Annotated in this window: 12 protein-coding genes and 1 pseudogene; 8 read left to right on the top strand and 5 right to left on the bottom strand. The window is 38.2% G+C overall.

Annotated features, from left to right (window positions below):
* Window positions 1–137 precede the first annotated feature (137 nt).
* Window positions 138–881 (top strand): hypothetical protein, encoded by a 744-nt coding sequence (locus tag AC2D3N_RS23650; RefSeq protein WP_484692338.1) that lies wholly within the window; start codon window positions 138–140, stop codon window positions 879–881.
* 75 nt (window positions 882–956) lie between these two features.
* Here AC2D3N_RS23650 and AC2D3N_RS23645 read toward each other — a convergent pair.
* Window positions 957–1,970: pseudogene (locus tag AC2D3N_RS23645) on the bottom strand (IS701 family transposase).
* A 189-nt stretch (window positions 1,971–2,159) separates the two neighbouring features.
* Between AC2D3N_RS23645 and AC2D3N_RS23640 the strand changes: the two are divergent.
* Window positions 2,160–2,561 carry a hypothetical protein gene (locus tag AC2D3N_RS23640; protein WP_484692337.1) on the top strand — a complete coding sequence of 134 codons (402 nt, stop codon included), beginning with the start codon at window positions 2,160–2,162 and terminating at the stop codon, window positions 2,559–2,561.
* 61 nt (window positions 2,562–2,622) lie between these two features.
* Here the strand turns inward: AC2D3N_RS23640 and AC2D3N_RS23635 are convergent, their stop codons facing one another.
* On the bottom strand, window positions 2,623–3,474 hold the full coding sequence (locus tag AC2D3N_RS23635) for a M48 family metalloprotease (RefSeq protein WP_484692336.1): 852 nt from the start codon (window positions 3,472–3,474) through the stop codon (window positions 2,623–2,625).
* A 162-nt stretch (window positions 3,475–3,636) separates the two neighbouring features.
* Here AC2D3N_RS23635 and AC2D3N_RS23630 point away from each other — a divergent pair, with 162 nt between their 5' ends.
* The gene (locus AC2D3N_RS23630) at window positions 3,637–4,296 is read left to right on the top strand and encodes a DUF1361 domain-containing protein (RefSeq protein WP_484692335.1); all 660 of its coding nucleotides are present in this window, start codon (window positions 3,637–3,639) and stop codon (window positions 4,294–4,296) included.
* A gap of 7 nt (window positions 4,297–4,303) precedes the next feature.
* Here AC2D3N_RS23630 and AC2D3N_RS23625 read toward each other — a convergent pair whose 3' ends face one another.
* Window positions 4,304–4,969: a leucine-rich repeat domain-containing protein gene (locus AC2D3N_RS23625; RefSeq protein WP_484692334.1), complete on the bottom strand. Its 666-nt coding sequence runs from the start codon at window positions 4,967–4,969 to the stop codon at window positions 4,304–4,306.
* Between the two features lie 103 nt (window positions 4,970–5,072).
* Between AC2D3N_RS23625 and AC2D3N_RS23620 the strand changes: the two genes are divergently transcribed.
* Complete coding sequence (locus AC2D3N_RS23620) at window positions 5,073–6,401, top strand: GH25 family lysozyme (RefSeq protein ID WP_079680184.1); 1,329 nt, start codon at window positions 5,073–5,075, stop codon at window positions 6,399–6,401.
* 92 nt (window positions 6,402–6,493) lie between these two features.
* Here the strand turns inward: AC2D3N_RS23620 and AC2D3N_RS23615 are convergent, their stop codons facing one another.
* Window positions 6,494–7,729, bottom strand: a complete 1,236-nt coding sequence (locus tag AC2D3N_RS23615) for an adenylate/guanylate cyclase domain-containing protein (RefSeq protein WP_079680185.1) — start codon at window positions 7,727–7,729, stop codon at window positions 6,494–6,496.
* Window positions 7,730–8,508: 779 nt separating this feature from the next.
* Between AC2D3N_RS23615 and AC2D3N_RS23610 the strand changes: the two genes are divergently transcribed.
* A complete protein-coding gene (locus AC2D3N_RS23610; RefSeq protein WP_484692333.1) occupies window positions 8,509–8,934 on the top strand; it encodes a hypothetical protein in 426 nt (141 codons plus the stop codon).
* Here the strand turns inward: AC2D3N_RS23610 and AC2D3N_RS23605 are convergent.
* Entirely contained in the window at window positions 8,927–10,117 is a 1,191-nt protein-coding gene (locus tag AC2D3N_RS23605; RefSeq protein ID WP_484692332.1) for an IscS subfamily cysteine desulfurase, read from the bottom strand. The genes AC2D3N_RS23610 and AC2D3N_RS23605 overlap by 8 nt on opposite strands.
* Before the next feature lie 134 nt (window positions 10,118–10,251).
* On the opposite strand from AC2D3N_RS23605, the gene AC2D3N_RS23600 reads away from it, so the two are divergent.
* From AC2D3N_RS23600 to AC2D3N_RS23590, 3 genes are all read left to right on the top strand, one after another.
* Window positions 10,252–10,902, top strand: coding sequence for a DUF3386 domain-containing protein (locus AC2D3N_RS23600; RefSeq protein WP_484692331.1), 651 nt, complete (start codon window positions 10,252–10,254; stop codon window positions 10,900–10,902).
* Between the two features lie 105 nt (window positions 10,903–11,007).
* Window positions 11,008–11,247, top strand: coding sequence for a NifU family protein (locus tag AC2D3N_RS23595; protein ID WP_079680189.1), 240 nt, complete (start codon window positions 11,008–11,010; stop codon window positions 11,245–11,247).
* A gap of 102 nt (window positions 11,248–11,349) precedes the next feature.
* Complete coding sequence (locus tag AC2D3N_RS23590) at window positions 11,350–13,194, top strand: response regulator (protein ID WP_484692330.1); 1,845 nt, start codon at window positions 11,350–11,352, stop codon at window positions 13,192–13,194.
* Window positions 13,195–13,236: the final 42 nt, after the last annotated feature.

Raw genomic sequence — 13,236 nt, 5'->3', positions numbered from 1 at the left:
GCGGTTTCAACCGCCGAAGCATCAAGGAGATAACTCACAGCCTCTTTTGTGAGTCAGATTAAATGATTTGAAAATTCAGGCAAAGTTATCTGTAGTGAGGATATAATCAAGCATTATAAATTTGAAGGTGATTCCCAATGGTTGATAGTCAAGATCAAGCTTACCGAAATCTGATTCGTATGCTGTTGGTTTATCCCACCCAGGTAAATGAAATTTTGAACGCCCATCAAGAACTGATTGATGTTGGATTGCTACATACGATGAGGCAAGTAGTAGAAGATCTTGCTGCTCAGGGACATGAGAGTGCATCAAAGTTTTTAAAGGAGATAGCGAATCAAATGGCTACTCAGGGCACTTTTACCTGTTGTATTGATTTTGTATTAGAAGTATTATTGTTAACTGGAAAAAGCAATGGCAATCAAGAAGAAGTGTATTCTTTCTTAGAAGGAAACAAGGATAAATTAAATATAGATTTTCTATATACATTGAAACTTTATGCAAACCAATATTTAAAAATCGAAGAAGAAGAAAAACATCAAGGTCTTGCAGGAGTTATCTTTGATTTTAGTTTATTGATTCAGAACTTTCCGAAAGGAGATCGAGCAATTAACCTAGAAATTGCTCTCACAGGTTATGAGATAGCTCTTAAGGTTTACACCCTAGAAGTTTTTCCAAAAGATTGGGCAAATACGATAGTTAATTTGGCAGTTGTTTACCAACATAGAATTAGGGGGAAAACAGCAGAAAATTTTGAAAAAGCGATTCAATGTTTGGAAGCTGCTATGATAGTCCGCACTCAGAAAGAATATCCCGAACGTTGGGCAGATATTCAAACTAACAGGACTTACGCAAGCACGCTATATATAGAGTGTCAAAAGTAGGCGATCGCATACCAATGATAATAGCAATCGTCCCAAAAAGTCCTGATTATTTATTTAAAAATAAACCCAAAACAATCAAACAAGTTCCATTTTTATCGAAGGAAAATTCAATTCTTTGATTAAATAACTTGACAAAGATTCAGCTTTTAACTAATAGACTGTTTTCTGAGTCAGATGAGCTAATCTTTTCAATTGATTCCAAACTAAAATGGCACAAGCAATATGATTTCTTTGAATACTAGCTTTACGACACTGGCAAGATTCAATCCCTGTTAACTGCTTAATTTCTCGATGAAATTCCTCTATTTTCCAGCGAATAGCACAGGTTTTTTTCGTATCCAATGTGGATGCTTGAGTTAAGTCATTAGTTGCTACATATTCCGTTCTGTTGGTAGAAACAATAACCCGAAATAGCTTGACTTTATGAGATTTAGGGAAATTTTTGATTTTGATTAACTTCCCTGATTTTTCTTCAGTATTAGACCAGTTTAACTTTTCAATTGATTGGTATTTTTCTTTTCCTCCTGTGTCATCTACTAAACGATTCTTTTTCAATGGGCAATAATAAATTTTTCCTAATTCGTCAATCATTGCCATTAGTTTTTGTGACCCATACCAACTATCCATCAGGACTTTTGCGAAGGGGAGTTGTTTTTCTGTCACCAGATTATTCAACATATCAGCTACATGATCTAGTTTGGTTTTATCATCATACTCTGGCTGATATATGCGATAATCAATTACCCAAAATAAACCTAGTTCTGGATTAACATAAACACAGTTAACCAGCCCAATACCTGACAGTACACGATGTTCTGTTCCGCTATATTGACGACGGACTAATTCAATCTTTTCCCCAAACCTTTTATCCAGCACTGTATCATCAAAAATGATCGCACTATTTTCACTTATTTGGATATCTTTTTTGACATTTTGCCACAAAGATTCCGAGGTAAAATTTTCTTTGGTTAAGTAACGGTTTATGGTATCATGGCTAACGTTTTCTAAGTGGTTGGCTAAGTTATTTAAAGTATAATTGTTTGGACTGCTTAATAGATACTGGCAGTAATCTAATTGGCTAAACGACATATTTTTCACCCCAAGTTAACTTAATCAGTTTAGCATAAATATTGACTGTTAAATATCTGTCAATCAGTATGATTTTTGTGTCTAAATTTTATATTGCTGGCGCAAATACTTGAATAATTGGCAGCGTTCGCTGGCTTACCGCACACCATATATAGTGTGCTTGCGTAAGTCCTGGAAGATTTAAGTTTTTTGGAATTTTTTGCAGACGAAAAAGCTCATATTTTTGAAGAGCAAATTCAAGCAGATTTGGACTATTTTGGCAAGGGATCGGATTTACTAGAAAAAGCCTTAGATGCTATCCGAGGACGGGTAGAGATTGAGCAAGCAGAATGCGATCGCAACCTCCAAAAAACCATCCAAGCAGTAGGCTTTGGCATAGGTGCGGCGGGAGTTGTAGCAACTAGCGCCCCTTATTGGATAAAGCAAGAACCAGGAGTAATAGGTATTAATAAGCCATTGAGTTTTAGCGCCTTGTCTACATTCATATTAATTATCTTTCTCAGTCTGTCTGCGGGGTTACTTACATGGGGTATCGCTTCTGGAGTAATGAACGGTAAAGGCTCGATAGCGGGAGGAAAACAAAAGAAATGAATCTCGAAATGTTCAAACTTTTAAGTTGAATACTATCGAGCGACTTCTGTATAAATCTGAATCAAGACATTTGTTGATCCAACTTAAGTAAGGCTTGAATTCTAGCTTCCGTTGGCGGATGAGTCGAAAATAAACTAGCCATGGTTTGTCCTGAGAAACTATTCATAATTAATAGGGCTTCAAAGGCGGGATTTCCTTCAATGGGAATTTGTCTGGCCGTAGCATCTAACCGTTGTAAGGCTCTGGCTAATGCTTTCGGATTTCCGGTTAATTTAGCCGCCCGGGCATCGGCGGAAAATTCCCGGGTTCGGGAAATCGCTAATTGAATCACAGTGGCAGCCATAGGAGCTAGAATTATTGTTAATAATAATCCTATGGGATTTCCGCCCCCATTCCGATTGCGTGAACCTCCAAACCACATCGAATAACTGGCAAATTGAGCCAGTCCAGAAATAGCTCCCGCGATAGTTGCAGCTACGGCTTGGGTGAGGGTATCTCGATTTTGAACATGGCTTAATTCATGGGCAATGACGCCTTCTAATTCATCTTCGGGTAACAGATTCATAATTCCTTCGGTGACAGCGACAGCAGCATTTTGGGGATTTCTACCCGTGGCGAAGGCATTGGCCGCTTGAGTCGGGACAATATAAATCCCAGGTAGGGGTAAATTGGCGCGATCGCATAATCGTTGTACCATGGCATATAATCCCGGAGCCTGTTCTGGGGTAACGGGTTGGGCATTATAGGCTTTGAGGGCAATTTGATCGGAAAAATACCAGCTTCCTAGATTAGTGACCGCCGCTAAGACGATACCCACCAATAGACCGCCAGTTCCGCCAATCACCCAGTAGCTAATCATGACTAAAAGGGCACTTAATAATCCGAGTAAAGCAACGGTTTTAAATAGATTCATAGCAATTTTTCTCGGGTATAACTGTTTGTTTTGAGTTCTATTGTAGTCCTAAATGTGTCAAGAATAGGGGGAATATAACCCCAAATAATAGGTTTTACGGAATTCTTGAGAATCGAGTTGTTATACTAAATAACAATAATTTCATCAGAAACCCGAAAACCTATGCGAGAAATGTTAGCAAATACACTGGAGATTTTTGACCGACACAGTGGTTGGATTATTTGGAATCTGTTCCTCGCATTTATTCCTTGGGTTTTGAGTTTTTGGTTATTTCGCCGAAAAGTTATAACTCGAAATTGGGGTTGGTGGATTATCTATATTATTTTTATTGCTTTCTTACCCAATGCTCCCTATCTGCTCACGGATATTATTCATTTAATTCGGATTATTCAGGCGGGGTATTCGGTTTGGCTAATTACCTTAATTTTTATTCCACTCCATGTATTTGCAATTATGGCGGGTTTACAAGCCTATGTTTTATCCTTAATTAATCAAGGGCATTATTTGAGAAGGCAAGGGGTGAAACAATATATTTTTGCTTCGGAAATCATGACTCATCTTTTATGTGCGATTGGGGTTTATTTAGGAAGATTTAGGCGGTTTAATAGTTGGGATTTAGTGACTCAACCCGATGTTATTTTCTTGCAAACTTTAGATGATTTAACTGATAAAAAACCTTTGTTTGTGGTGACTGTTACCTTTGTCGTCATTACCATATCCTATACATTAATGAAGCAAGTCACCCTGGGATTAATTCTTCAGTTAAAACGAATTGCTTCAGGATTGGATGAATTAGACCCGGATGAATTTCCCCAAAGATAAATTGGCATCACCTATCAAAACGACAAATGTATTTAGGATTAATCGGACATTCAGTCGATGTTAGGGGGTTATTTTGAATAAACAAAAAACGCAGTTTATTCAAAGATTTTAAGGGTGTAATGTCAACCACTTGATTATTATTGAGATTGATTTCACTTACAACCTTTAAACTCTGAAGTGGGGAAACATCAGAAATTTGATTATAGCTAAGATTAATTCGGATTAATTTGGTTAAGGATTGTAAGGGACTAATATCCGTAATTTTATTATAACTTAAATCCAATTCTTCTAAATTAGTCATACTTTGTAAGGGAGTCAGGTCGGAAATATGATTATTTCTGACCTTCAAGACAGTAATATGGGTTAATCCTTGTAGGGGACTTAAATCAGAGAGGAGAAAGGTACTTAAATCTAACACTTTTTGTTCCGCTAACATTTGATTGGCGCGATCGCAATTGGAAGTTCCCACTTGTTGCAATAAAACATCAAGGGTTCTTTTCACATCGGGTGACAATTGCTGACGATTCAAACACCAATCTTGAAAGGTTTTAAAAGTCTGGGAATTCGGATCTGACTGGGCTAAACTCGACTGCGGTAAACCTAAAACCATTAACATTAATAAAAATTTCCCGATTTTCTGTGGAATTGTCCTTTTTGTCAAGGGTTTTTTCATCGTGATCAATCCTCGGTGAATAGTTGTGGTAGAATAGTGCAAGTTGCTTTTTAACTCTAGTATTGACGACACGATCGCTCTTTGTTCCTCAACTTCTAAACTAATGAGTATTCGGGGTATTGACGTTTCAGATTACCAGCCTACAGTAGATTGGCAAGCCGTTGCCCGTTCTGGGATTTCCTTTGCCATCATTAAATCAACAGAAGGAGAAAGCTTTGTTTGTAAAGTTTTCCCCAGCTATTGGGAACAAACAAAAGCCAACGGTTTAATTCGGGGTGCTTATCATTTTTTTAAGCCTGATAGTGATCCCATTAAACAAGCCTATCATTTTCTGAAAACTGTTAAACTCCAAGCTGGAGATCTGCCTCCGGTCTTGGATATTGAAACCATGGGAACTGTAGATGCCAAAACCCTCTGTGATCGAGCCGCCCAATGGATTGATGTGATTGAAAAAGAAACGGGTTTTCGTCCGATTATTTATACTTATCCTGGGTTTTGGCAAAAACTCAATACCACTCGTTTTTCCGATTATCCTCTGTGGATTGCCCATTATACCACGGCCGAACAACCGATTATTCCTGGCGGCTGGAAAACCTGGGTCTTTTGGCAATTTACCGACCAAGGCCAAGTTGAGGGAATTAGTGGGGGTGTGGATGTTAATTTATTTGAAAGTATTCGCAGAGGGGATAAGGGGACAAAAGTTGAAAAGATTCAAACCCTGCTAAAAAATCAAGGTCATGATCCCGGAACTATTGATGGGAGTTTTGGCAATGGTACGGAAACCGCTTTAATCAAATTTCAGCAAAAAAAACAGTTACAAGCGGATGGAGTCGCCGGGTTAAAAACATGGACGGCGTTGATGGGGCCCTCTGATTCTTTTGTTCTGCCTGTAGGAAGTGTTGAACCTACACCTGAGCCCACACCCACACCTGTACTCACACCTGTACCTACACCCGAACCCACACCCGAACCCACACCCGAACCCACGCCCGCACCTGCCCCCATTCCCAGTATTGAACTCATTGATATTTGTAAAGTTTATAAAGGAACTCCCAATCAGGATCAGGTGCTAACCTGGTTTGAGCCACAAATTCCCCAGACTATATTATTAGAATTTTCTAAACTCTGGAGAAACCAAACAAAGGTTCCAACTGTTTCTGTAAAGTTCATTAATGTTTGTAAATATTATCGAGGTTTAGCTAATCAAGATCAAGCCTTGCGGTGGTTACAAGAGAAAATTTCACCCACCCTTTTAAGTGAATTGGCTCAAAAATGGAATCAACAAACTTTATCACCACCGAGTATTAAATTAGAGGACGTCTGTAAATACTATAAAGGTTTACCCGGCCAAGTAAAGGCATTAGAATGGCTACAAAGTCAAATTCCTGCGGCTACCTTAGATGAATTTGTTAGACAGTGGAGAAAACCTTAAATCAGTCATCAGTTATTAGTTATTAGTGGTCAGTTATTAGTTATTAGTTATTAGTCAATAAATTAACTTTTACACTGTTGACTGATAACTGTTTACTGATAACTGTTTAGGCGCCAAGCAATTAAAGGTTCGACTTTTCCTTTCACAAAAATTGGATCACAAGGTTGAACATTTAGTTTACAATTTAAGGCTTGATACATAGGATCAGAAAGGGTGATTTCTCCAGCCGGAGTAATTCCTTCTAAACGTTTACCCGTATTTACCACATCTCCAATAACGGTGTAAGTTCTAACTTTTTTTCCGCCAAATAATCCTTCTATTACTTCCCCACAGTGAATACTACAACCTGCTCCTAAGCCATAGGGATTAAGAACATTTTTAGCTGCTGCTTGCATGGCTTGAGCCGCTTGAATCCCCTGTTGTGGGGTAGCATAAATTGCCATAATTTCATCCCCTGTTAGGGTAACTTTTAAAGGGTGATATCGTGAAGATTCTGGTTCTACGGTTTGATAATAATGGTTTAAAACTTGGGCAGCAATATCGGGCTGTGTTTGTTCACACCATTGAGTAAAACCGCGAATATCCATAAATAAAATAGTGCGATCGCATTTTTGAAACGCCAAGGCTTCAGGATTATTTAAAGCCGTTGCTACCATATAACTGCCCATCCCCCATTCTGCCATATTTCCTAAGAGTCTTGCCGTCTTTTGGAGTTGATTTCGCTGTTGCGAGAGTTGAAACGCTTGCAAACCTAACAGTAACCCAATTAAAATCAGACTTAACGTTAAAAATGAGTGAGTTTTACTTTGAAGAAAATGTAAAAAAGTTTTCCCGTATAATCGATTAGACTCTTGGGAAATTTCAACAACAATATAAAAAGCAATAATCATTAAAGTTCTGGTTATACTTTCCAGAGGGAAAAATAACCAATCAGCCTTTAATTTCCCATGAAATCTTAATCCCTGGAGAGTAGCAATGATCAAAGAAAATATCAAGAATACTAGATGAATAGGTTCTTTAAAAAAATTTACTCCATCAATGGGTAAATCCATTGCTATGTACAAACCAACACCAACCAAATTTCCCCAAAACCGATTAGAATTGGGACGAGAAATCACCCATGCTTGGACTAACATGGCTACAATTAATAAATATTCTGTGGGGTTAGTAAAATATTCAATCCAACTTTTAGAAATAATAGTAGAGAGACTTTTTAAGATCAAAAAATAACCACTGTTACTGAAAAGCTCACCCCAAAAAGCACTCCAGCGATTTCCTGTGAATAGAGATTCTAAAAGGGGTTTGAAGGAATTAGATGATGTATACATGAGTTCATAGTTTAATACCAATCTCATTTTTGAGATTTATTGTTTCACACAGACTGCCGTACACCGATTGTTTTTACGCCAGCTTTATTCACATCAATAATTTATTTTTTATAGACTGTGAATAGGGATTTTTTAAATTCTCAGCACCCAAACCGTAAGTAGTTATATTAGAAAGCCACACTCTGCATTATAACATACTTTATGATCTGGAGTATTAGTAATTAATTTCTGAACTCAATTTCGCTTGAGTCCTATCTAAATTAACTGAACTTAACTAAAATTAAACTATATTTCCTTATATTTTAGCGATATAAGATGTTAATCTTTTTAAAAGAGTAACAGTGCCTAGAATAGCCATTTGGCGAAATAGGAAGTGAAATTTCAAGGAATAGTTCATCGGATGGAGCTTCCTTGCTCAGTATTGAACCGTTGAATGTCATCTAAACTTGAGAGTAAACCTAAAAAGTGACAATCTAGTGACGATGCAAGTGTTTTAGGAAGTAGGCTACCTTCCCCGTAACAGTCAGTGGCCCAGAATTATTCAAGAAATCTTAACACTCCCTTGATAAGTTCAGAAATTTCTGTAACAATAAATACAGTAGTGAAAATATTTATTAGGGCTGTTCCTGTCAATCAACCGACTGTTCAGGATGGGAGGAAACTGGGAAATAAATGTTTCTTTGTTCCGTTTTAACCCGATGGCAACAGGCTTGATAGTCCAATTCAAAATGTCAAGGCTATTTTTAGCACCTAAACCTTCTTAAAAAGGAGTGTTTCTTATGAAAACTCAATGGGAAATTTATCGCAAATTAGAATTAATTCCTGAGACAGTTTCATTACCTTTAGATGAACAGGGAATATCAAGATTTTATCAAAGTAAAATATGGCAATCTTGGGTAATTTTTTGCGCCAAAAATTTATCGGAACAACAAACATTTGACCATATCGAGGGCTGTTTTAAACTAGATTCTTCTGATCCTAATTCGACAAAAAGATTTCATTTATTCCGAACCCTTTGGCTGATTTTAAATCAACCCATTAAATTCTCTCATTTTTCCACAAAATCAGAACCTTATATTTGGAAAAGTTATAATTTGGGAGGTTCCACCCAATGGCATATTTACGATCCCAAAAGTGGACTAACCTATGATTTAGACTCGGAGGAAGATGTTTTAAGTTGGCTGGAAAAACAGAATTCTAATTAGGCAAAATTGAAATAGTTGTTGAGCGAGATCGGACTTTTCTCAAGGCTTGAATGGTGTTGATCGTATGCTCTGCCACTTGATTAATTTCTGATTCTGTGGTGAACCGACCCAAACCAAAACGAATCGAAGCATAGGCTAAATGATCCGAATGACCTAATGCTTTTAAAACGTGGGAGGGTTCAATTTTAGTTGAGGTACAAGCAGAACCAGATGATATCGCCATCATCGTTTGTAATCCCAATAATAAAGCCTGACCATCAACGCCGTCAATACTAATATTTAAATTTCCAGCTAACCGTTGGGTTGGATGACCATTCAAATAAATTCCTTCTAGGGCTGATAATTTATTCCAGAGGGTTTCTCTGAGTTGAATTAATTGTTGAGTTTCTGTTAGTCTTTGGGATAGGGCAATCTCAATTGCTTTAGCAAATCCGACAATTTGGGGGGTACATAAAGTTCCTGAACGCATTCCCCGTTCATGCCCCCCACCATGGAGTTGAGCCGCTAATTTCACTCTAGGATTTCTCCGCCGTACATATAATGCTCCGATCCCTTTGGGGCCATAAATTTTATGGGCGGTTAAAGACATTAAATCAATATTTAATTGCTGAACATCTAAAGGAATTTTACCGATAGCTTGGGCGGCATCGGTATGAAATAAAACTCCATGATGATGACAAAGTTCTCCAATTTCAGCCAGGGGTTGCAGTACCCCAATTTCATTATTAGCCGCCATAATTGAGACTAAAATAGTATCGGGACGCAGGCCTATTTTCAGGTCAGCTAAATCAATAATTCCATCGGATTTCACCCCAAGATAAGTAACTTCAAACCCCAAAGTTTCCAAATAATGACAGGGATCAAGAACAGCATTATGTTCGGTCATGACGGTAATAATATGTCTGCCTTTATTAAAATAGGCTTCAGCTACTCCTTTTAAGGCTAAATTATTAGATTCCGTGGCTCCACTGGTGAAAATAATTTCTTCAGGAGCACAGTTAATCCCATTAGCAATAATTTCCCTAGCCTGTTTAACGGCCGCTTCAGCTTCCCACCCATAAATATGATTAATACTGGCGGCATTGCCAAAATATTCGTTAAAATAGGGTAACATTGCTTCTAAAACCAAGGGATCAACGGGGGTTGTGGCGTTACAATCCAGATAAATTGGACGTTTAGACATAATTATTACCAATAAAAATAGGTGGGTTTTAATCTCTAGTCCTCAAGTTTAGTCTATTTTTTTTGATACCGAACCCAGTAAACCCTTAATATTCTATAATAGAGATTGTGGTGCTGTTCATCCCTAACTATTTTATGGCTGAATCAAAAAACGCTTTAGATTTATTTCGGACTGCTTATGAACATCGTTATACCTGGGACTCTCACTTCCCCGGTTATCGGGCTGATATTGAACTGAAACAGGGGGATGAAGTCTACACCGGACAGATTCAGATTAACCCAGACCTGACGGTAGAAGTGAGTCAAATTGCCGACGAAGAAGTCAAGCAAAGCGTCTATACCCAACTGCGGGATGTGGTCACCCATCGCAAACGCAGTTCTTTTGAACAAGCCCATGGAAAAAATAAATTTAGTTTAGGAGAAATTGACGATACTGGGGCTTTAGGAATCCTAGTCGAAGGTGATGCCATGGGATCAAATTATTCCGTGCGTGGCGATCAAATTTCTCGGGTTAGTCGCGTCATGGGTCGGATGGCATTTGTGATTAATACCCATGAAAGTTTAGACACCGGAGAAGGTTACGCCGCCGCCCGTTATGATGCGGTATTTCGTAACCCTCAAACTCAGGAAATCATCAAGGAACTTGAGTTTGAAGATACCTTTGAAAAATTTGGCAACTATTACATTATGACTCGCCAAGTAGTTCATTCTAAAGAAGCCGACAAAACCACAAAAACGGAGTTCAACTATTCCCAAGTTAAACTACTTGAACCCGTTGCTGTTTAACTTTGATCGGTGATCAATAACCTAGAATTAATTGATCTGCAAATAACGTTAGGGTCAACAACTCACCGTTAAATCAAATTCTGTACTATCAATTTAAGGTAAATCATGGATACATTAGCACTAACTGAAGAAAACGTAGAGACAGTTTTAGATGAACTTCGTCCTTATCTAATGTCGGACGGGGGAAATGTAGAAATCGTTGAACTCGATGGCCCGATTGTTCGACTCCGACTCCAAGGCGCCTGTGGTTCCTGTCCGAGTTCGACGATGACTTTAAAAATGGGAATCGAACGCCGTTTACGCGAAAGAATTCCTGAAATTGATCTGGTGGAAGCCGTGGCTTAGGAGAGCTTTTACCGAACCCATTGTCCAAGGTTCAATGAGCAATCATCATGAACTTTGGACTCGATAAATTTTCCCTTTTTCTCTCTCATTTCTGTTCCCTCCATGCGTTTTTTATTGGTAGAAGATGATCCGGATCTGGCTGAGACTTTGGTGGTGGCTTTAGTTCACCAAGGGTACACTGTTGACAGGGCAACAGATGGCAGGGATGGGTGGGAAAAAGCACAAAAATTGACCTATGATTTAATGATCTTAGATGTGGGATTACCCCATTTAGATGGGATTAGTTTATGTAAAAAACTGCGATCGCAAAATATTATAAATCCAATTATCTTATTAACCGCTTACAATCATCGAGAAGATAAGGTTAAAGGCTTTGATGCGGGTGCGGATGATTATGTGGTTAAACCCTTTGATATTCAGGAATTATTAGCTCGAATTCGAGCCATCTTGCGCCGACAGCAGCAAATACCCTCGACTCTCTTAGAATGGGAAAATCTACATTTGGATACAAATACCTGTGAAGTGACCTATCAACAAACTCACCTCAATTTAACCCCTAAAGAATATGGGCTATTAGAATTATTTCTCAAACATCATCAACAGGTTTTTAGTTTAGACCTCATCTTAGAAAAACTTTGGACATTTGAAGATCCCCCAGCGGAAAATACTGTACGGGCGCATATTAAAGGATTAAGAAATAAACTTAAAAATGTGGGTGCCCCCTCAGATTTGATTGAAACAGTGTATGGCATAGGTTATCGTCTTAAACAACAATCTCACCCTAAAATAGAACCTAAAAAAAATAGTAAAAAATCCGAACCCAATCAAGATAAACTGAATCAAGCCATTGTTGAAATTTGGCATAGGTATCAAGGCAAAATTTTTGACCGCATTACCCTATTAGAAGAATTTTCTCTCTCCCACCAACAGGAAAAACCCGATCAAAATATTCAAAAAGCTCGACAAGAAGCCCATAAACTTGCCGGATCTTTAGGAACTTTTGGTTTAGGGGGAGGCTCAATTATCGCCAGAGAAATCGAACAACTCTGTCAAAATTCAACCTTAAACCTAGCAGAAATCACCCTCTTTCAAAAATTAGTCTCTAAACTCAAGCAGGAAGTTGAGCAATACTCTCCCGCTTCCACCAGAGAAAACTCCCAACCCACCCCGATTAAATCCGACCATCAAGTTTGGATTATTAGTCAAGATCAATTATTAATTGAATCCGTACAAATAGCAGCTAATAATTTAGGAATAAAAACCCAAATTCTCAACGATTTATCATTAATTACAGCCATCCAATTACAATCCCATAAAAAATCCTATCCTCCCCTCGTATTTTTAGATTTTGACTTCTATTTCTCCTATGAGTTATTAACCCAACTCACCCAACAAACTCCCCCGATTCCTGTGATTGTTTTAACGCAACAAAAAAACTTAACCCAACGGGTAAAAGTCGCCCAATTTGGCGGCCAAGGATTCCTAGAAAAACCCATCACCTCAGAACAAATTATTAAACTGATGATGGATACCTTTCGTCAAAACTGTAGCTTCAATGCTAAAGTTTTAATTGTTGATGATGATGCCCAGATTCTAGCCACCTTTCAAACCCTACTGGAACCTTGGGGAATTCAAACCTTTACTGTCGAAGACCCCCGAAATTTTTGGGAAATTCTCAAAACCACCACCCCAGACCTACTGATTTTAGATATTGAAATGCCCTATTTAGATGGTATTGAACTCTGTCAAATTGTTCGGGCTGACTCCCGTTGGAAAAGTTTACCCGTGATGTTCCTGACCGCCCATACCAATCGAGATCTACAACATCAAGTTTTTATGGTCGGTGCCGATGACTACTTAACAAAAACAACAGAAGCTTCTATCCTTGTTAATCGCATTTTAAATCGATTACGACGAACCCAGAGTTTACGAGAATCCTCAACCTAAGTTGAGTGGATTTTTCCCTAATCCCGATTAAAATTCACAAAA

The organism is Planktothrix sp. PLAVEN19ND, from assembly GCF_057220675.1.
The sequence above is the reverse complement of the archived record's forward strand: the minus strand, read 5'-3'. Positions and strand labels throughout refer to the sequence as shown.

Excerpts from the sequence above, each read along its gene's own strand:
- AC2D3N_RS23650 (WP_484692338.1), top strand. The coding sequence starts at position 138 with ATGGTTGATAGTCAAGATCAAGCTTACCGAAATCTGATTCGTATGCTG.
- AC2D3N_RS23635 (WP_484692336.1), bottom strand. The coding sequence starts at position 3,474 with ATGAATCTATTTAAAACCGTTGCTTTACTCGGATTATTAAGTGCCCTT.
- AC2D3N_RS23630 (WP_484692335.1), top strand. The coding sequence starts at position 3,637 with ATGCGAGAAATGTTAGCAAATACACTGGAGATTTTTGACCGACACAGT.
- AC2D3N_RS23625 (WP_484692334.1), bottom strand. The coding sequence starts at position 4,969 with ATGAAAAAACCCTTGACAAAAAGGACAATTCCACAGAAAATCGGGAAA.
- AC2D3N_RS23620 (WP_079680184.1), top strand. The coding sequence starts at position 5,073 with ATGAGTATTCGGGGTATTGACGTTTCAGATTACCAGCCTACAGTAGAT.
- AC2D3N_RS23615 (WP_079680185.1), bottom strand. The coding sequence starts at position 7,729 with ATGTATACATCATCTAATTCCTTCAAACCCCTTTTAGAATCTCTATTC.
- AC2D3N_RS23610 (WP_484692333.1), top strand. The coding sequence starts at position 8,509 with ATGAAAACTCAATGGGAAATTTATCGCAAATTAGAATTAATTCCTGAG.
- AC2D3N_RS23605 (WP_484692332.1), bottom strand. The coding sequence starts at position 10,117 with ATGTCTAAACGTCCAATTTATCTGGATTGTAACGCCACAACCCCCGTT.
- AC2D3N_RS23600 (WP_484692331.1), top strand. The coding sequence starts at position 10,252 with ATGGCTGAATCAAAAAACGCTTTAGATTTATTTCGGACTGCTTATGAA.
- AC2D3N_RS23595 (WP_079680189.1), top strand. The coding sequence starts at position 11,008 with ATGGATACATTAGCACTAACTGAAGAAAACGTAGAGACAGTTTTAGAT.
- AC2D3N_RS23590 (WP_484692330.1), top strand. The coding sequence starts at position 11,350 with ATGCGTTTTTTATTGGTAGAAGATGATCCGGATCTGGCTGAGACTTTG.